The sequence below is a fragment of the Lentilactobacillus otakiensis DSM 19908 = JCM 15040 genome (genome assembly GCF_001434145.1).
In the GTDB taxonomy this organism is placed as follows: Bacteria; Bacillota; Bacilli; order Lactobacillales; family Lactobacillaceae; genus Lentilactobacillus; species Lentilactobacillus otakiensis.
Genome location: NZ_AZED01000005.1, coordinates 127,377 through 152,888, shown reverse-complemented (window position 1 = coordinate 152,888; position 25,512 = coordinate 127,377). Strand labels below are relative to the sequence as shown.

Annotated in this window: 25 protein-coding genes; 12 read left to right on the top strand and 13 right to left on the bottom strand. The window is 42.4% G+C overall.

Annotated elements, in window-relative coordinates:
- Positions 1 to 11: 11 nt before the first annotated feature.
- The 3 genes from FD05_RS02330 to FD05_RS02320 all read right to left on the bottom strand — a co-directional run bounded on the left by FD05_RS02330 (position 12) and on the right by FD05_RS02320 (position 2,269).
- Positions 12 to 1,115, bottom strand: a complete 1,104-nt coding sequence (locus FD05_RS02330) for a hypothetical protein (RefSeq protein ID WP_020281294.1) — start codon at positions 1,113 to 1,115, stop codon at positions 12 to 14.
- Between the two features lie 272 nt (positions 1,116 to 1,387).
- A complete protein-coding gene (locus FD05_RS02325) occupies positions 1,388 to 1,567 on the bottom strand; it encodes a hypothetical protein (protein WP_020281295.1) in 180 nt (59 codons plus the stop codon).
- Between the two features lie 3 nt (positions 1,568 to 1,570).
- Positions 1,571 to 2,269 (bottom strand): NAD(P)H-dependent oxidoreductase, encoded by a 699-nt coding sequence (locus FD05_RS02320; protein WP_020281296.1) that lies wholly within the window; start codon positions 2,267 to 2,269, stop codon positions 1,571 to 1,573.
- 90 nt (positions 2,270 to 2,359) lie between these two features.
- Here FD05_RS02320 and FD05_RS02315 point away from each other — a divergent pair, with 90 nt between their 5' ends.
- The 6 genes from FD05_RS02315 to FD05_RS02290 all read left to right on the top strand — a co-directional run bounded on the left by FD05_RS02315 (position 2,360) and on the right by FD05_RS02290 (position 9,121).
- Complete coding sequence (locus FD05_RS02315) at positions 2,360 to 2,782, top strand: OsmC family protein (RefSeq protein ID WP_020281297.1); 423 nt, start codon at positions 2,360 to 2,362, stop codon at positions 2,780 to 2,782.
- A gap of 265 nt (positions 2,783 to 3,047) precedes the next feature.
- Complete coding sequence (locus FD05_RS02310) at positions 3,048 to 5,090, top strand: ATP-dependent Clp protease ATP-binding subunit (protein WP_020281298.1); 2,043 nt, start codon at positions 3,048 to 3,050, stop codon at positions 5,088 to 5,090.
- Between the two features lie 188 nt (positions 5,091 to 5,278).
- Positions 5,279 to 5,482 (top strand): cold-shock protein, encoded by a 204-nt coding sequence (locus tag FD05_RS02305; protein ID WP_020281299.1) that lies wholly within the window; start codon positions 5,279 to 5,281, stop codon positions 5,480 to 5,482.
- Positions 5,483 to 5,646: 164 nt separating this feature from the next.
- On the top strand, positions 5,647 to 7,353 hold the full coding sequence (locus FD05_RS02300) for a hydrolase (protein WP_020281300.1): 1,707 nt from the start codon (positions 5,647 to 5,649) through the stop codon (positions 7,351 to 7,353).
- Positions 7,354 to 7,559: 206 nt separating this feature from the next.
- Complete coding sequence (locus tag FD05_RS02295) at positions 7,560 to 8,162, top strand: nitroreductase family protein (protein WP_020281301.1); 603 nt, start codon at positions 7,560 to 7,562, stop codon at positions 8,160 to 8,162.
- A gap of 134 nt (positions 8,163 to 8,296) precedes the next feature.
- Positions 8,297 to 9,121, top strand: a complete 825-nt coding sequence (locus tag FD05_RS02290; protein ID WP_051990615.1) for a TraX family protein — start codon at positions 8,297 to 8,299, stop codon at positions 9,119 to 9,121.
- 44 nt (positions 9,122 to 9,165) lie between these two features.
- Here FD05_RS02290 and FD05_RS02285 read toward each other — a convergent pair whose 3' ends face one another.
- The 7 genes from FD05_RS02285 to FD05_RS02255 form a co-directional block, all read right to left on the bottom strand.
- Entirely contained in the window at positions 9,166 to 10,089 is a 924-nt protein-coding gene (locus tag FD05_RS02285; protein ID WP_039932928.1) for a hypothetical protein, read from the bottom strand.
- A 166-nt stretch (positions 10,090 to 10,255) separates the two neighbouring features.
- On the bottom strand, positions 10,256 to 12,139 hold the full coding sequence (locus FD05_RS02280) for an ABC transporter ATP-binding protein (protein WP_020281305.1): 1,884 nt from the start codon (positions 12,137 to 12,139) through the stop codon (positions 10,256 to 10,258).
- Positions 12,139 to 13,875 (bottom strand): ABC transporter ATP-binding protein, encoded by a 1,737-nt coding sequence (locus tag FD05_RS02275; protein ID WP_020281306.1) that lies wholly within the window; start codon positions 13,873 to 13,875, stop codon positions 12,139 to 12,141. The genes FD05_RS02280 and FD05_RS02275 overlap by 1 nt, the downstream gene beginning before the upstream one ends.
- A gap of 236 nt (positions 13,876 to 14,111) precedes the next feature.
- Positions 14,112 to 14,489: a type II toxin-antitoxin system YafQ family toxin gene (locus FD05_RS02270; protein ID WP_039932930.1), complete on the bottom strand. Its 378-nt coding sequence runs from the start codon at positions 14,487 to 14,489 to the stop codon at positions 14,112 to 14,114.
- A complete protein-coding gene (locus tag FD05_RS02265; RefSeq protein WP_039932999.1) occupies positions 14,473 to 14,778 on the bottom strand; it encodes a type II toxin-antitoxin system RelB/DinJ family antitoxin in 306 nt (101 codons plus the stop codon). The genes FD05_RS02270 and FD05_RS02265 overlap by 17 nt, the downstream gene beginning before the upstream one ends.
- Before the next feature lie 217 nt (positions 14,779 to 14,995).
- Positions 14,996 to 16,024: a ketopantoate reductase family protein gene (locus FD05_RS02260; protein WP_020281309.1), complete on the bottom strand. Its 1,029-nt coding sequence runs from the start codon at positions 16,022 to 16,024 to the stop codon at positions 14,996 to 14,998.
- Between the two features lie 509 nt (positions 16,025 to 16,533).
- On the bottom strand, positions 16,534 to 17,556 hold the full coding sequence (locus tag FD05_RS02255; protein ID WP_020281310.1) for a lipoate--protein ligase: 1,023 nt from the start codon (positions 17,554 to 17,556) through the stop codon (positions 16,534 to 16,536).
- A gap of 84 nt (positions 17,557 to 17,640) precedes the next feature.
- Between FD05_RS02255 and FD05_RS02250 the strand changes: the two genes are divergently transcribed.
- Together FD05_RS02250 and FD05_RS02245 are read left to right on the top strand one after the other, a co-directional pair.
- On the top strand, positions 17,641 to 18,018 hold the full coding sequence (locus tag FD05_RS02250; RefSeq protein ID WP_020281311.1) for a glycine cleavage system H family protein: 378 nt from the start codon (positions 17,641 to 17,643) through the stop codon (positions 18,016 to 18,018).
- Positions 18,019 to 18,105: 87 nt separating this feature from the next.
- A complete protein-coding gene (locus FD05_RS02245; protein ID WP_020281312.1) occupies positions 18,106 to 18,327 on the top strand; it encodes a P8 family protein in 222 nt (73 codons plus the stop codon).
- 226 nt (positions 18,328 to 18,553) lie between these two features.
- On the opposite strand, the gene FD05_RS02240 is transcribed toward FD05_RS02245, so the two are convergent.
- Positions 18,554 to 19,297 carry a hypothetical protein gene (locus FD05_RS02240; RefSeq protein WP_152436171.1) on the bottom strand — a complete coding sequence of 248 codons (744 nt, stop codon included), beginning with the start codon at positions 19,295 to 19,297 and terminating at the stop codon, positions 18,554 to 18,556.
- Positions 19,298 to 19,433: 136 nt separating this feature from the next.
- On the bottom strand, positions 19,434 to 19,748 hold the full coding sequence (locus tag FD05_RS02235; protein ID WP_039932931.1) for a DUF7671 family protein: 315 nt from the start codon (positions 19,746 to 19,748) through the stop codon (positions 19,434 to 19,436).
- A gap of 135 nt (positions 19,749 to 19,883) precedes the next feature.
- On the opposite strand from FD05_RS02235, the gene FD05_RS02230 reads away from it, so the two are divergent.
- Complete coding sequence (locus tag FD05_RS02230; RefSeq protein WP_020281315.1) at positions 19,884 to 20,723, top strand: DegV family protein; 840 nt, start codon at positions 19,884 to 19,886, stop codon at positions 20,721 to 20,723.
- Between the two features lie 46 nt (positions 20,724 to 20,769).
- On the opposite strand, the gene FD05_RS02225 is transcribed toward FD05_RS02230, so the two are convergent.
- Positions 20,770 to 21,771, bottom strand: coding sequence for a LacI family DNA-binding transcriptional regulator (locus FD05_RS02225; RefSeq protein ID WP_020281316.1), 1,002 nt, complete (start codon positions 21,769 to 21,771; stop codon positions 20,770 to 20,772).
- Between the two features lie 201 nt (positions 21,772 to 21,972).
- Between FD05_RS02225 and FD05_RS02220 the strand changes: the two genes are divergently transcribed.
- The 3 genes from FD05_RS02220 to FD05_RS02210 all read left to right on the top strand — a co-directional run bounded on the left by FD05_RS02220 (position 21,973) and on the right by FD05_RS02210 (position 25,458).
- Positions 21,973 to 23,718: a phospho-sugar mutase gene (locus FD05_RS02220; protein WP_020281317.1), complete on the top strand. Its 1,746-nt coding sequence runs from the start codon at positions 21,973 to 21,975 to the stop codon at positions 23,716 to 23,718.
- 93 nt (positions 23,719 to 23,811) lie between these two features.
- Positions 23,812 to 24,618 carry a hypothetical protein gene (locus FD05_RS02215; RefSeq protein WP_039932935.1) on the top strand — a complete coding sequence of 269 codons (807 nt, stop codon included), beginning with the start codon at positions 23,812 to 23,814 and terminating at the stop codon, positions 24,616 to 24,618.
- A gap of 12 nt (positions 24,619 to 24,630) precedes the next feature.
- Entirely contained in the window at positions 24,631 to 25,458 is an 828-nt protein-coding gene (locus tag FD05_RS02210; protein WP_020281319.1) for a hypothetical protein, read from the top strand.
- Positions 25,459 to 25,512: the final 54 nt, after the last annotated feature.

The following is a 25,512-nucleotide window of genomic DNA, read 5'->3' as shown; positions in this document are numbered from 1 at the left end:
CTCAATATTATTTAATACGCTGCAATTGGATGATATTTGAGTTGAATATTATTGGAGGTCACATAACCATCCCAACTTTTCAATCGCATGGTAGGTCGTCTATGGTTATAAAAATATCCTTTGATAACCACACCATAATTACCGTGAGACTTGTAGGCTTTCTTAAAGAACTTTACTCCTTGGTTGTACGTAGTTTTACCACCAAAACGACCCACATAATTTTCATCAAAGCTTTGTGCCTGATACAACCCATCTGAACTATCACTGGATTCAGTATCAGGGTTTCCTGAGTTGTAAGTATTAAAGAGATTCATCAAAACATAGCTGGAATAATTGCCATTAATAATCAATCGTTTGTTGCGTTTAAATTCTCGATAAGACTTTTTGATGACCTTTTTTACCATGTTATTAGGAATATACAATGCAATAAATTGATTTCGAGATTTCTTATTATTTTTGATAGTGTATAAAGCATTAGGCTTTGCATCACTCTTAATTGCAATGGTTTCGCCCCATTGAACTATCCCATCATTAATAGCCTGATAGAATGAAACTAGATCGTCTTCAATACTATCAGAAGTGTTATCCTTTTGAACTTGATTCCAAACCGTCTGGGCGCTTAGTTTATCAGCAGGTGACAACCGATCCACAAACCGATCATAAATGTATTGAGCACCATTTCGATCTTCCTTTGCAACATCCAAACTGTCTTTAACGCCACCGTGATTGATGTAATATGGAAGCCCATCATACTTACCAAGATCATGTAAAACATCGGCAATTGATACCGTGTCAAGTTGATCGGTATCCGCTTCATACCCATACCCATGCGTATGAAGCTCATCATAAGCGGTATACGGGTGGCTGACAGCAGATGTATAAGCATTGATCAATCTTTCGTCGGTCCTGACACCGTCAGATGAATTCTGAATGGCATTCTGGATCGCTTGAAAATCCTGCTGGATATAATCAGTCGTAACGGTTTGCTTAGCATCAGCATATACAATAGAGTCTCCAAAATATGTATTTGATGCGTTAATTTCACTAAGTCCAATCACCCCCACTGCTGTAGTTGACAATCCAAGAAGTGTAACAAATAACATTCTTTTTTTCATAAAATCCCCTCCAGGAAAATTTATTGCCCATACAAAAGACAGTATTTACACATCTCTAATAATAGTATTCTTTGCATATTATGGCAATGTACGTTGACCTCCGTATGCAAATAAATTGGTGAATAGTTTTTACTCTATAAAGTTTAAAAGAGGAACCAGGTCGTGAGCATTGGCTGCACATGACCTGGTTCCCCATCGAGAACAACATAGTTCTAGGCTTCACAATTTTAAAGCATTCATAAAAATGAACTAAATGTGACAACTATGACATCCTACCACTTGTCCGGGCTCCAAATCCTCCCATCCAGTTCATCTTGTGACTGCTGAGCGCGCTTATCCTGCTCCTTTGCCAACTCGATGGCCGCCTGATAGATGGACTTGTTAATAAATGATTGATCTTCGTTCTTCAATTCCGTCAGCTGTTTGGCCAGCCACTCCGTCGTATCACTCATCTGCTACTCCTCCTGGTCACGAATCATTTTGACGTCTTCTTTTAAACTTTCGACATTATTCTGTTGATCCTCGATTGAATTAATCACCAAGTCAATGGCTTGTTGCTGTTCGTCCGACTTGCCTTCCTTCGTGGCCTGCAAACGTCCAACCAGCCATTGCTCGCGGTTCGCCAAGTTCAACGGCATTTCCGCACTCAAATATTGCAAATAGTCGATTAACATCCGTTGCTTCTGTGTCGGATCCATGTAGCCAAATTGATCCACCACAAACGGTTTTAAATATTGCATCCCCGCCTTATGCGCAAATGCTTGGAATGGCCGCAGCAGTTCTGAAATGGTAAAGGCCTCGGGACCACCTGCCTGAAAATCAGCTTCGGCATCCCCTAACGTCACAACAATCCCCAATTCTTTAGTCTTCAACGAACGGTTCGCTACTATATAGTTCCGCGTGAATACATCGTCCATGAACTGCTTGAGACTCGCTGGTGATGAATACCAATACATCGGAAATTGAAAAACAATCCGATCAAAGGCTTTTAATGCCGCTTGTTCCTTATCGATATCAATCTTTCCAGTATCAGCATACAGTTCATCAATCACCTGGTATTTAACATCGTCCAGTGAATAGAAGCTGGTTTTCAAAAATTGTTGGGTACCTGAATCTTCAAATTTGGGATGGGAAATTAGTATCAATGTTTTCATACAATTAGCAAACCTTTCTGTTTCGTTTAGTCTCAAAATAATCTATATTTAGATTGTAAACCAAATCATAATCAAAGGGAGTTATTAACTATGGCAATCTATAATGTTCACACAACTTTACGGGATGTCGGATCGCAAACCATCAACACCGCGGGCGTCCATCAATTTGTCGCTGACGAACCCACTAAATTTCGGGGCACCGATGCTGGCCCCAATCCTGTTCAGTACCTGCTTGGATCAGTTGGTGCCTGTCTGGGAGCCAGCGCAGCGTCACTGGTTCACCGCCCGAGTTCACACGTGAAAATTGAAAAGTTTGAGGTTGAAGTCACCGGTGAAACCGAACGTTTCCCCGATAAATCATCTCGAGTTCAAAGCATTCACGTCAAATTAACCTGCCGGACTAATCTCGATAAAGAAGGCAATCAGAAATTCATCGAAGACACCATCCACCTCTGTACTGTCCATGACACTTTGAAAGATACTGTTGAATTCACTTTTGAGATTACAGATTAGCTGGGATTGATATAATTCAATACGCATTACTAACCGCGTTAGCATTTCTGATATAGGAGTGCTAATTTTATTTCAAATTATTTTTAAGTACTCGTTTAAACGCCTACAAATAAGCATTCTTAATTCTAAAAATTTGGGCTAAATTCTTGAACCCATTACTAATATATGATATTATATAATTGTTCGAGAGGGGAATGGATGTTCGCCCCACTGGAACGTTTTTTAAAATCAAAAGGAAATCATTTAGAATATGGGGGTATTGCCTATGAATAACGATATTTTTGGAAGTAACGGTTTTGATGACATTTTCAACGATCCATTCTTCAGGAATGCGATGTCGGATTCCAACGGTCGTCAGCAATCAAATCAACAACCCATTCAAGTCCAAGAACGCAGACCTCAACAAAAGAAAACTTTGTTAGATGAATATGGAACTGATTTAACTCAAATGGCCAAAGACGGTAAGCTGGATCCAGTCATTGGCCGAGATAAAGAAATTGAACAAATGGAAGAAGTTCTTAGTCGTCGAACCAAGAACAACCCTGTCTTAATCGGTCAAGCCGGTGTTGGTAAGACTGCCGTTGTTGAAGGGTTGGCACAAAAGATTGTTGCCGGCGACGTTTCTGAAAAGCTCCTCAACAAGAAGATCATCTCAATTGATGTCGTTTCCCTGGTTCAAGGAACGGGCATCCGTGGTCAATTTGAAGAACGAATGAAGAAGTTAATCGATGATGTTTCTAAAGACAAAAACGTCATTCTGTTTATTGATGAAATTCATCAAATCATTGGTGCCGGCTCTACCGGTGAAGGTGACAAGATGGATGCCGGAAACATTCTTAAGCCAAAGTTGGCGCGTGGCGACTTTCAATTAATCGGTGCGACTACTAGCAATGAATACCGTGACATTGAAAAAGACCAGGCACTTGCCCGTCGATTCCAACCAATCATGGTCAATGAACCAAGTGAAAAAGATACTTTAACAATTATCAAAGGCTTGGCTCCTAAGTATGAGAAGTTCCACCACGTTCAATACACTGCTGATGCTTTGAAGGCTGCAGTTACATTAAGCAATCGTTACATTCAAGATCGAATGAATCCTGATAAGGCGATCGACTTAATTGACCAAGCCGGTGCCAAAGTTGCAATGGGCTCATCTCTTACAAAAGACAAGTCCACGCTGCAGCAGGAAGCTGAACAGCTCGAAAAAGACAAGAAGGAAGCTTCAAAGAAGGAAGACTTCGAACAAGCTGCCAAATTACGTGACAAGCTGGATAAAGTTCAAGAACAGATTAAGAACATTGACAGCGGCACCAAGGTTGAAACACCAAAAGTTACCCCTGCCATCATCCAATCGGTTGTTGAACGAATTACCGGAGTACCTGTCACTGATGTTAATAAGAACGAAGTCAACCAGCTGAATAATTTGGACAAAGACTTAAAGAAAGAAGTCATTGGCCAGAACAAAGCATTGGATGCCATCTCAGCAGCCATTCGTCGTAGCCGGGTTGGCTTCACTGAAGGCAATCGGCCAATTGGCAGTTTCCTGTTTGTCGGCCCTACCGGAGTTGGTAAGACACAAACTGCCAAAGCATTAGCTAAGGAATTGTTTGGTACGACTAAAGCTATGTTCAGATACGATATGTCAGAATATATGGATAAGATTAGTGCCAGCAAGTTGATTGGTTCTGCTCCTGGTTACGTTGGTTATGAAGAAGGCGGCCGTTTGACCGAACAAGTTCGTCGTCATCCTTACAGCTTGATTCTTTTGGATGAAATTGAAAAAGCCCATCCAGATGTTTTGAACCTATTGCTGCAAATCCTTGATGATGGTCGTTTGTCAGATGCTCAAGGACGGACCGTCGACTTTAGCAACACTGTCATCATCATGACCAGTAATGCCGGCCAAAATGATGCCGACGACAAGCAAAGTGTCATTGACAGACTGAAGCCATACTTCAAGCTCGAGTTCTTGAACCGAATTGACGATATCATTCAATTCAATTCATTAACTAAGCCTGATCTGTTGAAGATTCTTGATTTGATGCTGACCGATTTGAACAAATTAGTCGACAAGTCACGTGGTATTCACTTCGATGTTACCGATGACGCCAAGAATAAGTTAGTCGATATGGGTTACAGCAAAGAACTCGGTGCTCGTCCAATGCACAGAGTAATCACAAAAGAAATTACAGATAAATTAACGAATAGTTATCTGCAAAACCCAGATGTTAAAGACTTCAAAGTCGTTGTAGATAAGGATTCCATCAAGGTTGAACCAGTTGCTGCCAAGCAAGCAGTCGCTTCATAATCGCAAAATGATGGTAATCTGATTTGACAATGGCTGGGGATGTTGGTATATTATAGTCAATGTGTTTAAGGGTTCGATTTTCAAAGGTATTTGTTTTATAGTTTTATGAAATAACTCCTTGGAATCACTGCAACTTGATACATTAAAATATAATTATGCGCTTAAAGCGCAAGGAGGTTTCATATATTATGAAACAAGGTACTGTTAAATGGTTCAACGCTGATAAAGGTTATGGCTTCATTACTACTGACGACGGTGACGTTTTTGTTCACTTCTCAGCTATCAACAAAGACGGCTTCAAGTCATTAGACGAAGGCCAAAAAGTTACTCTTGACGTTGAAGACAGCGACCGTGGACCACAAGCTGCTAACGTTACACCAGTTGAAGACTAATTTATTAGTTTAAGACTTGAAAGAACCAGCGATTTCGATCGCTGGTTCTTTTTTTGTCTCCATTTGTCAACTGTTTGTAATTGAATTGATACTGTATCTGTAATAAATAATCAACTATAATAGTATTTGCTTTGTTTTATATTTGAAGAAAGGAGGAAATAACATTGAGCAAAACAAAATATGCTTCAAGACTGACTGGCCTGCTTGCTGTTTCACTTGGAATGCTTGCTTTTCAAATGACTACATATGCCGATACAACTGAACCAAGTGACAGCCAAGTAACTTCAGCTCAAGTAAGTCAGCAATCAGATTCTGCTGTAGAAGCTCAATCTGAGTCTTCTGACGCAGCAGCATCTACTGTCAATGAACCTGCCAATAATTCGACAACTGCTCGCTCAACTAGTGTAAACGCTGAAAGCAGCTCAGTTGAAACCGCTGACTCTTCAGCAAAAGCGTCAAACAACACTGATCAGTCATCACAGCCGGTTGATACGACTCAACCTCAAAGTAATACAGAAGACACAGTTACTGCTTCAGATGAGTCACAGCAAACTACAACATCTGAAGACGTTGCCACTAACGATAGCAATCAACAACAGTCGATCGATCAAACTACTTCTGAAGATTCTTCGACTACTGCTGATCAGCAACAACCCAAGACCACAACTGCGGATTCAGCCGACACAACAGACGCTGCGCAACCATCAGCGAATGACCAGATCACCATTCCCGATGCCAACAACGCTGACAATCCGGCTTGGAAGCAATCGAGCGATAATCCGTTCATTAACTTTCTGACCAGCATCACCAGCACAATCGCTGCCGGGGTGGTTTATCCATTTGCAGCTTCACGTCAAGGCGCCGCATTATTATCTAAAATTCGGACATTAATGTCACCTGATCGTTATGACGTCGATCAAATGTGGTCAGATTTGGATGAGAAGTACGATCCTGAGTACACTAAGACTTATTATACTGAGGCGCAGAACTGGTATGATAATGAGGTAGTTAAAGAAACAATGTCAGTCCCATTTGCTGATGGAACCGGGAATGCCTCAGCCACTTACATCGCACATCCAGGTTCAACCAAAACCATTATTTATGGCCAAGGCTGGACAACCGAACCCGAGTGGATGGGTTACATTTCAAAAGTATTCTACGATATGGGCTACAACGTTCTGATGCCATATACTCGAGGACAAAATTCCAGTGATGGCGAATTTTTGACCTTTGGTGACAAAGATAAGGCTGACTGGATCAACTGGATTAACAAAATTGATGACATGAATGGTACTAACAGTGAGGTGGTCTTATATGGCCAATCACTGGGTGCCGATAGTGCCTTGGAGACGGCTGCACAAACCAATTTGCCAAAATCTGTGAAAGCAGTGATTGCCGATTGCGGTTTCTCAACCATCCCCTCACTACTCTTCAGTTTGTATTCAGGCGTTGCCAACAGTCTCAATAACATCACTTCCAAGATTGGTTGGAACTTGAATGGCACCATTCCACTGGTCCCATTTGACCAATTTTTGAACGGCTTCAACAATATCAACAAGTTATTCCAAGGATTTAGTTTGGATGACGTTTCTGGCATCACCGCTGTGCAGAACTCAAAGCTGCCAACGATGTTTATCGCAACTGCCGATGATGCGTTCATTCCAGATACTGAGACCGAAACTATGTACAACTTGAGTGCCTCAACCCTCAAGCAACTTTGGATTCTGGATGGCAACGTTGGTGGCCATGCTTCCGCTAACAACGCCGTAAAAGATTACATGACTCGGATTCAAGCTTTCTTGAACCAGGTTGACGGCCAAAGTTCTGATAACAAATTAAATATTACCGATGATCAGCAGGTTGCTGCATAATGATCGTCCATTACACCTCAGGTAGAATTTACTTGTGGTGTTTTTTTAAAATTGACAAATATCAAGTTTGTTGCCATGATTATGTGCTAATCTTAGGTTAGAATCATTTTGACGTTAATATGTATTGACATCACTTTTGCCGATCTGTATGATATAACATATTAACTAATAAAAAGTAAGTATACTTATTGGAGGAATTTTCAAACATGAAAGAACAATTACTGGATCTTGCCAAGAAGCGCCGCTCAATCTACGCATTAGGACGGAACATCAACCAAACTCCTGACGAGATTGCTGACTTAATCAAGAAGGACATTAAGTGGGCACCTACCCCATTTAACAACCAGACAACGCGTGCCGTAATCTTGTTTGGTGCCAACCACGAAAAGCTTTGGGACATCGTTGGCAAACGCTTGAAGTCAGAAGTTCCTACTGAAGAAGCTTACCAAAAGACTTTGGAAAAGATCAACGCCTTCAAATCAGCTTTCGGTACTGTAATGTATTACACTGACATGGACGTTGTTCACCGTTTTGAAAACGACTTTGCTCTGTACGCTGATAACTTTGCCGACTGGGCAGAACAAGCTCAAGGAAACGCTCAATTTGCTGTTTGGACATCATTGGCTGAAAACGGCATTGGTGCCAACCTGCAACATTACAACCCGCTGATCGATGACGAAGTCAAAGAAGCATTTGGCATCCCTGACAGTTGGAAGCTCCGCGCTCAAATGGACTTCGGTTCAATCGAAGCGCCTGCCGGCGAGAAGGAATTCATGAATGATGAAGACCGCTTTAAGGTTTTGAAGTAATTAAATAGATTGATAACTTGGGGGCTGACTAGCATTTACGCTAAACAGCTCCTGTTTTTTTACTTTTACTTAAGAGATGAGCAAAGTTTACAATTTCGCGGTTAAGGAATGTTAAAATTTAGCAATAACAAAACTTGAGGAGTGATCTTATCCAAGCAACTGCAAAGCGTGGCTGGGGCATCAGTAATTTCGATATCAAAGTGATCGGAATTACGTTAATGTTACTCGACCACATTCATGAAATGTTCAATACCGTTGGCGTTCCTAACTGGGTCGACTGGTTTGGGCGCCCCGTTGCCACCATCTTCTTCTTTTTGAGTGTGGAAGGCTTCACGCACACCCACAATCAGAAACGCTATCTAACTCGCTTATTAATTGGCTTTTGGGTGATGCAAATTGGTAATATGGTTATCCAGCACTTCTACCCCATGGATAGTTTCGCCCTTATCAACAATATTTTCGGTGATTTGTTTGTTGGCGTCTTGACCATGTATGGGATCCAGCAGATTTCTGAGGGTCGCAAACACCATCAACAAGGCAAAATCTGGGGTGGAATTCTGGCAATCATTCTGCCACTGATCTTCGGTGTCTTAACCATAGCTGCTGTTTCCGTGGCTGGTACGAACGCCATTTGGGCCAAGATGATCATGCTCCTGCCAAGCCCAATGCTGGCAGAAAACTCGTTTATGCTGTATTTGGGACCACTGATGTACCTGGTCCGCAAGAAACGCAGCTGGCAGATGCTGGCGGTGGTTGCAATGGCAATCGTTTCAACCGGCTTCAACTTCAGCACCATGTTTACGACCAATTTCCAATGGCTCATGGTATTTGCCATCGTGCCGATGTTCTTCTATAACGGCAAATTAGGTCGCAGCATGAAGGGCTTCTTCTACGCCTTCTACCCACTGCACATTTGGATATTGTATCTCATTGCCTGGTTTATGGGTGTGGGACACTAAGAATACGAAAAAGGATTCCTCATTGAGGAATCCTTTTTTGATGGCTATTTTGTCACAAATACATACAATGTTGAAGTCGAATATCCCAAACTAAACGTAATTCCATTTGAATGGAACTTTGGCGCAGTCGTTGAGGTCGACTTTTTAGCCTTCGCTGACTTCTGGAACTCTTTTAGAACGTGTTTAGCATTACCACCAACACTATCAGTCAGGATGGAGAACGACATGATAAATGGCTTAAGATCCTTCTTATGCTTCAAGCTGGACACTGGCACCATCATCGCCATCCCCAAAACTTTGTCACCTGCTAAATTGGCCCTTAAGGTCATCTTATCAGTAGAAATCAGATTATGAATACCACTCTTTGGATTAGCTGGCAACAACTGATCCTTCACACTGGCTTGTGCCTTCTTCATCGCTGGAGCGAGCTGCGCTTGAGTCTGTTTCAACTTAGCCGCCTGCTTTTGCAGAGCAGCTGCTTTTTGTGCCTTTTCCTGCATTGCTGCCATGTCGGTAGCTTTGCTGGATTTTAACTCAGCAGCTTGCTTCTTCAACTGAGCAGCCTGTTTGGCCATTCCCTGAGCCAATTCTTGGTCCTTTTTGGGAAGCGCCGCACCTGTCAGTGCTTGATTATAACTTGTCCGCATCTTTTGATAGCTGCCAACAACATCGGCTTTGGCAACGGAAACGGTTTGGCGCTTACCGTCTGCCTTCAGCTTGACTGTTTGTTGATAATCTTTGGTGGGGACGCTAATGACAAACGCCCCACTATTGGTCTTAACGGTCTTTTTAGCACCGCCGTTCACGGTGTAATCCACCTGTTTTTGATTGCTTTTACCTTTTAGGGTTACCGCCAAGGCATTGGCGCTCAAATGATGATCGGATACCGTCAATGTCGGTTTGCCACAGCCACTCAGAATCAGCATCAGAGAAGCCGCGGTACATAATAACATTATGATTTTTTTCATCTTACGCTCCTTATAAACTTTTTTGTGAGCGGTTCACTGTTATTTAGTGGAAACGTGTTCCGACGCAATTGACGCTAACGTGTAAGCCCAAAATGCTTTAAATCCAAAACTAGGATTTTAATCATTCTGGACTTACACACCGCGTCACCCATTGCTCGTCACACTCTTAATCAAATGACACATCATCTGAGAATTGACTGTTGTAGAGATCGGCATAGAAACCATTCTTAGCCAACAACTCGTTATGAGTCCCAGTTTCAACCACGGTACCGTGATTCATCACGATAATATTATCTGCGTTTTGAATCGTTGATAGTCTGTGGGCAACCACAAAGCTGGTCCGATTTTCCAACAACTGACTCATCGCATGTTGAATTTGAACTTCGGTCCGGGTATCAACAGAACTGGTAGCTTCATCCAAAATCAAAATTTCAGGATCAGCCACAAACGCACGGGCAATCGTAATTAATTGACGTTGACCTTGGGAAATGTTGGAAGCTGACTCATTCAAAATGGTATCGTAACCCTTTGGCAGTTTGCGGACAAATTCATCCACATGGGCTGCTTTAGCGGCATCGATGATTTCGTCTTTTGTGGCATCTTCACGGCCGTATTTGATATTGTCATAGATTGAACCGGTGAACAGCCAAGTGTCTTGAAGTACCATCGCAAAGTGTGAACGTAAATCCTCACGGTCCAAATCACGAGTGTCGACACCTTTGAGGCGAATACTACCGCCCTTGACGTCGTAGAAGCGCTCCAACAAGTTAATGATGGTCGTCTTACCAGCACCGGTTGGCCCGACGATAGCGACCTGCTGACCGCGTTTAACGGCAAGGTTATAATCCTTCATCAGTAGTTCATCGTCATTGTAGCCAAACTGAACATGTTCCAGTTCAACCAGGTTATCAGAACCTTTTTCGACTGGCCGATTGGCTTTGGTATTCTTCATTTCTTCTTCGTCAATCACTTCGAAAACCCGTTCAGCTGACGCAATGGTCGACTGAATCGTGTTCATCAGGTTGGCCAATTGGGAAATTGGTTGTGAGAACTGGTTGGTATATTGCAGGAACGCCTGAACGTTACCAAGCGTAACAGTACCGTTGGCAACCTGAATACCACCCACTACGGCAACGAAGACATAGCCAATGTTGTTCAAGAAGATCATTAAAGGCATGATAATTCCGGAAATAAACTGCGCTTTCCAGGCAGCTTGGTAATACAATTTATTTTGAACTTCAAACTGATCGATCGTGTCTTTTTCCCTGTTAAAACTCTTCAGGACAATCTGACCGGCATAATTCTCTTCAACTTGGTTATTTAACAAGCCCAAGCTCTTCTGTTGGGCAGCAAAATATTTCTGTGATCGAGGGGCAACAATCCCCACGATAATCAAACTGAGTGGAATCGTAATTAAGGCAATAATTGTTAATTTCCAACTGATCGTAAACATCAGCCACAAAGTTCCAATGAAGGTCACAAAACTGGTTACGGCCTGGGTCAAACTTTGTTGGAGAGTGCTGGCAATGTTGTCCATATCGTTGACGGCCCGGCTCATGATATCCCCATTGCTGTGGGTATCATAGTACTTGATTGGAACCAGCCGCATCTTGCCCTTCATTTGTCGCCGCAATTTGTACACAGTATTCTGAGAAATCCGGGTCATAATGTACTGCTGCAAGAAGCTGAAGACCGCTGAAGCTAAGTACATCACGATAACGATCATAATAATTTCAACAATCTTTTGATAATTGATTGGGAGAGAGGCCACACTAAAGCCTGCTTTTTGCTGGGCATTTCCCTTCATCAAGCCTTTAAAGATTTCAGTGGTTGCCTCCCCCAAAATCTTTGGGGTTCGAATCTGAAAAATCACACTGATGATCGCAAAAGCGAATACTAGGATTAGGCCAACCATCCGGTCTTGCATGTAATCCAATAACCGTTTAGTCGTCCTCCAGAAATGATGAGGTTTTTCGACGACGCCTTGAAAGCCGCCGCGTCCACCATGATTCTGCTGAGCTGGTTGAGGTGCATTATCTTTATCAGCCATTATTTCTGGTCCTCCTCTCTCAGTTGTGAATGAATAATTTCTTGGTAAATCTTGTTAGTGGCGCGAAGCTCATCATGAGTTCCCTTACCGACTAATTTACCGTTATCCAATACTAAAATCAGATCGGCATCCGCAACCGTGGCAATTCGTTGCGCCACGATGACGGTAATGCTTTGTTGAATATGTTCATCGGCACGTAAAGCTGCCCGCAAATCGGCATCGGTCTTGAAATCCAACGCAGAAAACGAGTCATCAAAGACATAGACAGCAGATTTCTTAACTAATGCTCGGGCAATCGCCAAACGTTGCTTTTGACCACCTGAGAAGTTATCCCCACCCTGCTCAACCTGCAAGTCAAGGCCAGCTGGATCTTCTTCAACGAAGTCCTTGGCACGGGCAATGTCTAATGCATGCCAAATCTGATTGTCAGTCGCATTAGGGTTCCCGTATTTCATATTGTCGCGAATGGTTCCGGTGAATAGCGTTGCCTTCTGGGGCACAAAGGACACTTGATCACGCAGATTCTTCATTGAATAATCATTGATGTTATGACCATCCAACTCAATTTCACCTTTATCAACATCGTAGAACCGAGGAATCAGACTGACTAAAGTCGTCTTCCCTGAACCGGTTCCACCAATGATCGCAACCGTTTGGCCGCTGTGGGCTTCAAAGTCAATATCACTCAAGGCAGGCATTTCCGCCTGACGATAGCGGTATTCAACGTGGTCAAACTTCAGATCATGCTGCTTAGTATCTGGGTCAACAACGACTGGTTGTGAAGACTCCTTCATCGTTGACTGCAATGCCAATACTGTCTGGATTCGTTTGGCTGATGCTTGGGCCCGGGGAATAAACACGAACACCATTGACAGCATCATAAAACTCATCAGAATTTGCATGGCATAACTCATGAACGCAATCAGGTTACCAACTTGCATCGATTGGGCACCAATTAATTTGGCGCCAAACCAGACGATGGCAACGTTGGTTCCACTCATAACCAGCGTCATGACGGGGAAGGCCAACGCCACAATGGTGTTCACTTTGATGGCGTTATCAGTGTAATCTCGATTAGCGTCCTCAAAGCGGTCTTGTTCAAATTTATCTTGACGGAATGCTCGGATAACCCGGACACCAGTCAATCCTTCACGGAAAATCCGGTTGATTTTATCAGTTTTAGTCTGCATTGCTCTAAACAAAGGGACCGAGAAGTACAGCAAAAGGCCAATGAAAACGATCATGACCGGCAGAACAACCAGGAAGATCATCGTTAACTGATGGTCCTTGGTGTAGGCCAGGAAGCTGGCACCAATCAGCATGATTGGTGCCATCAACATCATCCGCAACATAATAATCGCCACGTTTTGAATCTGAACAACATCATTAGTTGTCCGGGTTATCAATGATGATGTCTCAATTTGGTCATATTCATCCTTGGAAAAATTAATGACTTTGCGGTAAACATCGCTTCGTAAATTTTGCCCCAACTTTTGTGAAGTTCGAGCGGCTAAAAATACGTTGCAGATTGCCGCTAGGATACTAATCAACGAAAAACCGGCCATCTCAAAGCCCACTTTCCAAATGTATCCAATATCTCCCTTGGCAACCCCGTTGTTAACAATGTCGGAAGTCAGACTGGGCAGATTTAAGTTTGCGATCACTTGAATACACATAAACAGAACGGCTCCGAGGACTGCCATATACGAGATCCGGTTTTTGGCAATTTTCAGCATTTTGCTACTCCTTCCAGGTACGTTTTAAAGTTTGGTTTGCGCTTAATTAGGTACCGAACTATATTACTGCTAGTAAATTTAAAATACAAGCATAAGTTGAATAATAATTAGGCAAACAGATACTTTACATTATGAACTCTTCTGCGATGAGTTTCATTAATGTTAGCCAAAAATTTAACGGTAAATTAAAAAGCCCTACCATGAGCGAAAACATGGTCGGGCTTTCTTTCGATTCATCAGCCAAACAATTCACTATGGGTGCCAATATTCACCAAGAACACGGTCTCTGTGGTCGACACATAAACCAACAGATGATCGCCGTTGTGCCCATCAAAATGAAGTTCAACAACGACTACAGTAACTGATGAATCGCTGAGTTGTCGTTTAATTTGCTGTTTAATATCTGAGACACCATTCAATAAATGTGGATAAAAATATTTTGGGATTGGATCGTCGTTAATTAGACAATCTTCGATAAATCGTATAGGGGCCCGATTAAGATCATCTATTTCGGTTGGGAGCTTACCAAAAAAGACATTATTCCATTTGGGATCTTTAAACTTTTTACGATATTGTTTGCGAAAATGATGTGTAAACTTAATTGTTCTTGTCATTGGGGGAGTTATTCTCCGTTTCATCATCATTCTCGTTCAACATGTGTTCCAATTCCACCGAGCTGTGGGCTTCAGGTAACTTTTTCTTACCAGAGATATCATCTACAACCTCCTGCAAAGAATCCAGTAGTTCCTTGTTCGGCAAGTAATAATATTTTGGTAACCCTTCATTTGCAATCGTTGTCAAGGTCATTCTGATAAAATCAGAAATTGTTAATCCATGATTTGCCAGCACTATTCTCGCTTTGTCTTTGATTTCTGAGTCTATTCGTGCTTCTATTCTAGCCATTTGTTTCACCTCGGCATAATTGTACGCCGTTTGTCGTACATTCGCAATTATTTTCACTTTTTCAAATTCATCACCTTTCCAATTTGATATATACGAAAGTATGGCTAAAATTATTTTTCAAAATATATCTATTTTCTACTTTAAATCCATAAAAACGGCACCGAAACATCATCCCATCAGACGATATTTCAGTGCCGTTCTTTCTATATTATATGAACTATGCTTGCGCCACATGTTCCTCAGGCGTCTTAACAGCAGCTTTCTTATCTCGTTCAAGAACTGACTGCATGTAACTATCAACATCAAAGGTCCCGGCAAATTCAGCCAGATGAACCAAGTTTCTCAAGAAGTCATGAGTCTTGGCTTCATAATGATACTTCAAACCGAGATCGTAGATGTAGCCATTGATGTAATCAACTTCTGTTTGGCGGTTCTTAGAGATATCTTGGTACATTGATGGGAAATGAAGTGGGTTGGAAACTGTGCTGACATACTTAACGGTTTCCCATTCTTCTTGGCGGGTATTTAGTAATGTAATCCCTGCTCGTTCGCACACATCAAATGCTTCATCAATTAATTGCACACCAAGTTTCTGGGCAACTGGTGATTGAATGTACTCACCCATCCGGATCTTAAACATTGTACAAAGAGTATTGATGACTGAGTTAAAGATAACTTTGGCCATCAAAGTGCCTAGGAAGTTCGTGGTTAAGTTTGGATTGAGACCCGCTTGCTGGAACTCGTCGACAATCTTATGGGTCATTTCGTCAGGCTTTTCAGTTTCATTGGCAATGTTCATTGAACCGGCACCCTTAGGACCGATGAAGTCAACATCCCCAGCTTTATTTAAAACAGTTCCAATCAGTGCCGTCCCACCAAGTAAGCGTTCCTTAGGGAAGTATTCATTCAGCTTTTCCACATGGCCCATTCCGTTCATACAAGTTACCACGTATTGTTTATCGTTAAAGAACCGCGCACAACGCTTCAAGAAATCAGCCAGTTGATACTGCTTAGTAAAGACGATTAAAACGTCTGGATCGCCCTTATATTCTTCTGGATAATAGACGTTGACCGGCACGAGATGCTTGTTTTGGCCATCCCGTGATACGTAAACGCCGCCCTGTTGGCGAACCGTTTCAACTTGAGGTTCCCAAGTATCGACAAAGTCCACGTCAAAGCCAGCTTCCTGCAAAAGAACACCATATCTCAAACCCATTGCGCCTGCACCTAATACTGTATATTTCATAAATGAAACTTCCTCTCTGTATTAAAAATATGTAATCACCAATAATATCAATCCCACTAAAGCAACCCGCTGTACAAAAAAATCGCCCTTTTGTCACTAAGACAAAAGGACGACAATTGGCCGCGGTACCACCTTCATAGACACTTTTCGTATCCACTCGTTGCTTGCTTTAACGGACAAGTCCGAAACCGGCTAACTGACGCTCACCGATTTATGGGTAAAGCATGAAAGTCACAATCTACAATTTCGCTACCATCTCTCAGCCGCCGAATGGATTTTCTTTTAGGGAAGCTTGTAGAAAACTTCTTTCAAATTGATAATTCGTATTATGGTGGATAGATTAGAATATGTCAATGATTTTTGTGAAATCGATGTGAGAAAATGACATTGCCGCGTCACAAAAAGGCAGCCAGATCAACGTCAGACTGCCTTTAAAATTTAAAAACTTATTTTATAATTTTATCCGTGTTTCCCTCATTTTTCTGTTGATGCTCAGCTAACTTATCATGCTATTCACTTTCATTAAAACGAGTCACCAAGAAATCGATCAACTCATCGTCATCAATATTTTCAATGCCAGCTTTTTTAACCGCTCGCTTAACGTTCCGACCACTCGGCTTCTTGCCAGTCAATCCAGTTTCAATTTCATGTAAATTGCCACTCACCTTGAAAAATGGATTGAACTTGAGGTGTTCCAGCTTGCCATCATCAATGGTCCAATTGATCCCGAGTTTTCCCTCGTTAAGTTCCGTGTCGGCGTAATCATAGTAACCGGGATTATGACCAAAGTTCCATTCATCAGTCCCATAGGTTTCAGCCAGTCGCTTGTCGGCGTTGGCCCAGTCCTGATCGGTCATGTGGTAGGTTTCGATGTCATCCAGAGACTTCACGCCAAAGATTTCTTTCAATAAGTATTCACGAAAATCATCCATGGTCATGCCGTCTGGGAGAAAATCTTTCAGGTTAATGATCGGACTCCGTTTTGATCGAACGCCGAGCCCCTTTTGCTTCTCCATTTGGTCCTCTGTCAGCACCTTCTTGGCGTTTTCGATGTTTAAATCATACATAATCGTTCCGCCGGCTGCCAACCCTTGACCACTCTTGAACATGGTCATCCCTGACCATTTCTTGCCATCCAAGATCAGGTCACTGGAATTTTCCTTCATTTTGACATCGATGTCCAATTTACGAAGCGCTTTCAAAACTGGTTCTGCGAAATGCCCATAATCACCGAAATCATCGGCGTTATCCGTTAAAATATTTTCAAAAATAAAGTTACCCATATCATGATAAACTGCGCCACCACCTGATGTTCGGCGCACTAGTTCAATATTGTGTTCGTGCAGATAGTCAACATCGACCTCTGCCCACACGTTTTGATTCCTGCCAATGATCACGGACGGTTGATTGATATAGAACATAAATCCGTGTCCCGGCAGCTTCAAATCATTGACAAAATAATTATCCAACGATTGGTTCACCCGTGCATCATAACTGGGTTTGCCATTCCTGGAAATATCGATTAAATACATCTGACATCCCCCCCTTGTTGAAATTCTAGTACATCTTCAATTATACGGTATAATTGAAGTAAATAATATCGAGGAGATGTCGTTATGGCAAAAATTTCTTTATGGCAGAAAATCATCAATTTCTTCACCGGTAAAAAGCAGCCGGCTTACACCGATGTTCAGGTTAAGGACGGCATTTGGTACGCGAAAGACAGCGATGGTAACTACCTGTTAGGTATCGACAAATCCGTCTATGATTTAATGGGCAAAATTACCTTTGCTGATTTTCCCAACCAACTCAGTACGATTGAGGCCGATGATGACCTGCTGGATATCGAAGGTGACAAATCCGTGGAAACTTTAAAATCGCCAATTTCTGGTAAAATTATTGATCGTAATAAGGACATCGGCCAAGATATCGAACGCCTCAATACCCCGGATCCACAGGTTAACTGGATCATGAAAATCGCCCCGGCAAAGTAATCCCACAAATAAATCAAACAAATATTTAACCGTTTTCCAAAAAAGAACTATAATGAAATTAGATCAAATAGAAGGAGGTAATATCTTATGGCAGAAGAACCAGGTGCAGAATCTCCATTATTGAACAAGAAGATGTCTGAAGCATTTGACTGGAGCGATGATAAATTACCAGTCCGTGATGCTATTTGGGACTACTACATGGAAAAGAACGACCACGATACTCTCAAGACCGAAAAGGATGTAGAACCTTACATGAACATGTCAACTGACGATCTCAAGAGCAAAGCTGAAGAATTATTGAAAAAGTAATTCGTTGGTGGCCTAATAAAATACCCGCACTAGTTTCGTGCTAGGCGTTCAAATGATCTTCGAGCTTATGGCTTGGAGGTCATTTTTTTCGTGCAAAAAGGGAGGCAAAATGATCGACCTCCTCATAAACTTATTTTAATAATGTTTACAAATCAAAAGTGGGCAAGCCTTCGTCTAGAGCAATCTGTATACTTGTATCTCCAAGTTAAATAAATGAAAGCAGCGTTTAGTTATCGGCTTCCATCTCACGAATGAAATAGAACGGATGATTTCCAACACTGTAGGTTGTCCACCAGACAGTGAACGCTTCATCCCCACTACGCCACGTTTGAGATTTGTTAGTTCCTCTTTTGATAGCCAAACGATAATATTTCGCTGAAACTTTCGTCTCCTTAAGACCTTTGATAGACCTCTTATAATACACATAGGAAGTTTTCCCAATTATCTTATAATGATTAACTTTTATGTTGGCCGTCGGCTTTATTCGCCAGAGCGGATTTTCATACTGAGCACTAGATTTCGATTCAAAAATATTTTTAACATCATAATGCTTTAAGCGGGCATGAGAATAATACTGCAAATATCCATCCATCGTAATGTAAAAAATTGGTTTGTAATTGTCTGTCTTCGAGTTGGTGTATTCTCTCCCACTCTGTAATGGTAGGTTTCTGACCGGTAATTTGAGCTTATATGGTGTGAAATACTTGGTATTGTAATGCGGGGTATTATAATCTGCAGGATGAGTTGGCTTATAAATGTGTTGTTGTTTTTGATAGCTAATCAGACCATAACTCAATCCAACTGTGTTATCAGAATAACTCAGCACCTGCATGATGGTTCCTTTGGGCGTTATAATCCGATGGCCCTTGTGCCCGTTAATTTTTGTATAATAGCCAGTAAACATTGGCCGTTTGAGTTTGACATAATCGATATTGATGTTATCTCCGAGATTGCTATAGGCTTTAGCCATTCTCGGGGCCACCGTGAATCCAATTATGGTGATAGATGCCATTATCAAAATGTTTCTTAGAATTAAGGTGATTTTAGACATGGAATGATCCTCCTAGAATTTGAAATCTATCACAATTAGCCTACAACAAAGTTTCTTAATTAATTAACTTTTGTTGTCCAGCCTTCAGCACCTCATCAGAGACATATTCGCTGGTAAACCGTTGCAAGGGTGTATATTGATGCCGATCTTTAAATGCAACCGGAATTGCCTTCACGATTCCAACCATCAGATTATTTTCGGTAATGAAGATTTGGCCAACCTTCTTGAACTTGCCCTTGGTGTGTTTGCCGGTGCGCCAACTATGTAATTTAAAATCACCGGACTCGTCCAACTTGATTTGGTAATGACCGGAGTCGTCTGTTTCGAGCGGAACGCCGATATATTGGTTCACTTCGTATTTGCCTTTCATGCGTTGCCAACCTTTCATGACTAATTTGTGAATAAAGTTAGAATAAAAATCTAATCTTTGCCTAAACACAACAATTATACTAACTTATACTATACAATAATAACGTAAACAAATTTCGAGTAATGGGGTGAATGTATGACTAAGATTAAAATTGTGACTGATTCGGCGGCCCATCTATCAAGCGCCGACATTCGAGCTTATGACATCCACGTGTTGAATCCACCGATTCTCATGGATGGTAAATTATTTGGCTATGTGAATAAGATCAGCAGCGAGAAATATCTCCAGCTGTTCGAAAAGTGTTCCAACAAGCCAGTGATCGGTGACATTTCCGTGGCGGAATTGACCGACACTTATAACCAATTGGGTGAAGATGGCAGCCAAATCTTGTCAATTCACTTAAGTGACAAGCTATCTTCTACTTATCATAACGCCAAAACTGCTGCCAGCAAATCTTCCAGTGAAGTGACCGTTGTCAACAGTCAGGTCACCGCGGCGGGCTTGGCCTATCAAGTCCTGGAGGCTGCCAAAATGGTAACAGCCGGAAAGTCAATCGCTGACATTCTCCAACAGTTAACTAAGATTCGCAATAACACGCGCATCTTCTTCTCAGTCCGTAACAACCAACAAATTGTCAATAATCGAATCATCGGTAAGCTTCGCGGGTTCCTTGGCAAACACGCCAATACCGCCTACATGATCGGTTTCAAGCAAAATGATTTCACTTTGATTGCCCACGGATCCAAGGATGAATCGTTGAACAATTTCTGGAAGTCGCAGATGGAATTGATGCATGACGAATGCATCGTCAAATTAAGTATTTTGCACTCCGGCACCTCAGAACGGGCGGAGTTCTTACGTAACATGCTCAACGAAGAATTCCCGTTTGTGCCGATTTCCATCGCCCCAACGAATCCCGAAATGACGACCTTTATTGGCCGAGAGTCGACTGGGGTTACTTATTTGCTGGGATAATCTCATTGTAATCAAAAAGATTGGCATAATGCCAATCTTTTTTAGTCTACTTTTTAACACTTTCACGCTCGATTAGACGAGTGGCAACAACAACCTTTTCCGGGGTATGCTCCTCACCATCCGGATTAGCATCCACCATCTCCAAAAGTCGCACAGCAACTTCCCCCATCTTGCCGGTGTTAACTTTAACCGCTGACAAAGATGGAATCACGTATTTAGCTACTGCGGTGTCATTGAAGCTGACCAAACTAACGTCGTCGGGCACCTTGACGCCATTCTCATGCAGAGCTTTCAATGCCCCAACTGCCATGGCATCATTAGACACAAATAAGGCGTTGGGGAAGCTTTCCTTGGAACTCTTCAATGCCTGGTTGACCAAATCATAGCTGGACTGCAAAGTATAATCTCCGACGAACACATTTGCCGGATCATACAGTGAACGCTTCTCCAAGTAATTCTTAAAGACATCAAATCGGTGGTCGGTAATCTTCAACTGGTGATCATTGCTATATTCGACACCGGAAATCATGCCGATGCGTTTCAAACCGTGATCAATGAAATATTTCAAAACAGATTTTGTGGAATTATCAAAATCAGTCACAACACAGTCCTGACCCTTAGCTAAAGTATCAAAATCCACAAACACGACGTTGTCGGTCACTGCTTGCATTTCTTCAATCTGAGCATCGCTGAACTTGCCAATTGCGACAATTCCTTTCACATCATCCATCCCAGTGAGTGGATCGCCGGCAAAGTAACGTTTAACCTTGTAGTGATAGCGCTCCGCCTGTTTCTCAACGCCCATTCGGATCGACAAATAGTACAAATCGTCGAGTTCCTGCTGCTCTGAGTACCACTGAACGATCGCAATGCTGTCACGAGTCGAACTGGCCCGCTTCTTTTTCGTGTAATCAAGTGCTTCAGCAGCCTGAAAAATCTTTTTGCGAGTCAGGTCACTGACGGACAATGATTTGTCGTAATTCAAAACCCGCGAGACGGTTGTGATTGAAACGCCCGCCTTATGCGCGATGTCCTTGATTGTAGCCATGAGCTCACCCCTTTTACTAAATAATGCCATTAATTATGTATCAAATCGTTTTAGTTAATTTACTAAAATAAATATATGTTCTTTACCGCGTTATGTCAAGGATATTCCGTCAGATTAACGTTTTTAGCTAGTAAAATTATTGACGAAAGCGCTGTTAATTTCTATAATTAAGATGATTTTAAATACAAGGAGGGTCATGTCGTGGACGACAAAATTGAAGAAGCATATCAAGAATGGACCAACCAACCTCATTTACCAGAAAATCTCGTACTTGATTTAAATAAAATGAAAAATGACTCGGATCAAAAGAAAGATGCATTTGGCACAGTTCTTTCATTTGGAACTGCTGGAATGCGTGGTGTACTGGGTGCCGGAACTAACCGGATGAACATTTACACCGTGCGTCAAGCTGCTGAAGGCCTTGCTTCATTCATGGATACTTTGGATGAAGCCACTCGCAAACGCGGTGTCGCAATCAGCTTTGATTCCCGTTACCACTCAAAGGAATTTGCACATGAATCTGCCAAGGTTTTGGGCTATCACAATATTCCCACCTTTGTCTTCGATGACATCCGCCCGACACCTGAATTGTCGTTCGCTGTTCGCCATTTGAACACCTACGCCGGTATCATGATCACTGCCAGCCATAATCCAAAGCAGTACAACGGCTTCAAGATTTATGGTCAGGACGGCGGTCAAATGCCACCAAAGGAATCAGACCTAATTACATCATATATCCGTAAGAGCAGTGACCTGTTTGCCATTAAAGTTACCCCTGAGCAAGAATTGCGTGAAGCCAAAACAATGAACCTGATTGGCGAAGCAGTCGATCAAGCCTACCTTGCCAAAGTTCAGACCGTCAACATTGATCATGATTTGATCAAAAACGTCGGTGCCAACATGAAATTCGTCTACTCACCACTTCACGGTACCGGTAAAGTCATCGCTCGCCGCGCCCTTGAAGCAGCTGGTTTCAAGAACTACGTCGTTGTGCCGGAGCAAACCATTGCCGACCCAGAATTTCCAACCACACCATTTCCAAATCCAGAGTTCCCGCAAGCCTTTGACTTGGCCCGCGAACTCGGTAAGAAAGTTTCTGCCGATGTCTTGATCGCTTCAGATCCTGACGCCGACCGACTGGGCTGTGCGGTTCGTCAACCCGATGGCAGTTATACATTGTTAAGCGGTAACCAAATTGCCAGTGTCCTTTTGAACTACATTTTAGCAGCCAAGAAGAAAGCTGGAGACTTGCCTGCTGACGGGACCATTGTCAAATCGATCGTTTCCACTGACTTGGCACCAAAGATTGCTGCCTCGTACGGTGTCGCCACCAATAACGTGTTGACTGGATTCAAATTTATAGCTGAAGCAATTCACCACTACGAAACTGAACACGATCACACTTTCCTGTTTGGTTTCGAAGAGAGTTTCGGTTACCTAATCAAGCCGTTTGTCCGTGATAAAGATGCCATTCAGACTGTCTTATTGCTTGCCGAAGTTGCTGCTTATTACAAGAGCCAGGGCAAGACTTTGTACGACGGTGTCCAAGAAATGTTCCAGAAGTACGGTTACTATGCTGAAAAGACCATCGCCAAAGAATTTGATGGCCTCGACGGTAAAGACAAAATGGCCCACATCATGTCAGAGTTGCGCGACAACCCACTGACCGAATTCAATGGCCACAAGGTTTTGAGCCACGCCGATTATCAATCTTCAGAACTGACTGATAAGGATGGCAAGCAAACACCGATTGATTTGCCAAAATCCAACGTTTTGAAATACTGGTTGGATGATGAAACTTGGTTGGCTGTCCGTCCTTCAGGTACTGAACCAAAAGTGAAGTTCTATCTGGAAGTTGACGACAAGAGCCAAGACGCTGCTGACAAGAAGCTTGCCAGTTACGTTGATGCCGTTGATGGAATGATCGATAAATTAATTAATAACTAAATTTAACGTTTGAAGCCGTCGGATCGGAATGGATCTGACGGCTTTTTATTGTGGAAAAATGCTAAAATGTTCTTATGTAAGGGGGAAATCAAAATGCGACGATCAGGTAAGATATTAACGGGCGCAATGCTATTGTTTGGTATGACCATCATCACTGCCCAACCAGCGCACGCCACTGTCATTAAGAACAGCTTTCTAAAAACGCAACGCACCATCACTACATATAACAGTAAAAAGCAGGTTAAGCTCACCATTCCCAAAGGCACCACGGTTCAAGTTGCCGGGATCAAGCACGCCAAGGGCAACAAGTACGTCGATCTGAACGTGGAACGATTGAGTTACAACATCCGTAAACCATTGCTCGGCAAGAAGAACCCGGGCATCTACACCCGTTGGATCCGCGCTAAAGGATACAATTTCAAGCAGGTCCACAAGCCGGTTTATTTAAGTTACTTTGCAGCTCAATCCGACGGCAAGAAAACGCTGAACAAGGTCAAAACCGAGAACGGCAATCTCTGGAAAGGCGATCGTCTACCAGTTGACTACGCCAGCGCAACCAGCACGCGGTTGAGGATCACCAGCAACGGCTATTTGGAATATTTTGCTAAATCGCCATTTGTCTACAAGGTTTCGGCCAAGCCGACCCACAGTATCAAAGTGCTGAGTGCCAGTCACCCAACCGCCAGTGGAAAGACGATTCTGACTGTTAAATCGAAATTCAGTGGCTTGCCTTTTGTCAAAAAAGCGCATCATTATCAGTTGACGATTTTTAATTATGATCATGGTACGATCACCGTCGTTCCAAATGACAACAACGTTAAGAAAATCTTGACCAACTGGATTTTCAAAGTTGGCAAAGAAATCTGGTATGAAAATAACAGCGTCACAACGTTCAAATAAGGAGGAATTCTGATGATTTCAAATAAAATAATCAAAACCATGATATTTTCAGGAATGACCTTCTTATTCCTGATTGGTTTCGCAACAACTGCGAATGCCAGCAGCCAATACTTGTCCAAGCTTTCAAATGATCAATATTTGGAGACTCGCCAAACCATTCACACCACCAACAGTTACTTCAAGGATCTTAAGATTACCATCCCCAAGGGCACCATTTTCCAATCTGGCAGCCTAGGTAAGGGTGTTAAGACAGGCAAGCCCTATGTCACAATTGACATGAATAATTTAAGCTGGCCACTACGCAAAGGAATCATTCAGTCAAAGCACGGCGTCACGACGACCAAATACATCTGGGCCAAAAAAAGTTATTTTAAAAAAGTGAGTGCACCCAAATATCAAAGTTACCACAAAGACACATTTACCGGAAGAATCGGTGGGTTAGTCTGGCAAGGTAACAAGTCGTTCCCGCTAAAACAGCAGTATAAAATTGAAAACTGTTTTCGGGTAACTGACAATGGTTACCTCGAATACTTTACCGGCTACGACTACTGGGTCAGCAAGATGCCCCAGCCCCATTCCTACGCCAAGGTCCAGAAATTCATCAAGAAAGGCAATTCTTCTTACTTTTACACCAAAACCAAAGTCAGCGGACTGCCAATGATCCACGTCCACAAGAAGGGCAACGATCGTTATCGCCTGAAGGTCACCAAGACCGACCAGCACCTGGCAACGATTAATCCCGACGCCAATAAAAAGTATGATGATAGCGTCACTATTTCAATCCGGTACTATGTCGGCGGCAAGAAATTTTACATTCCCAGCCAAACAATTTATCCATAATTGTCATCAAAACGGCATTTTATTTGCCAAGAGTGGAAAGATTGTGGATAATTG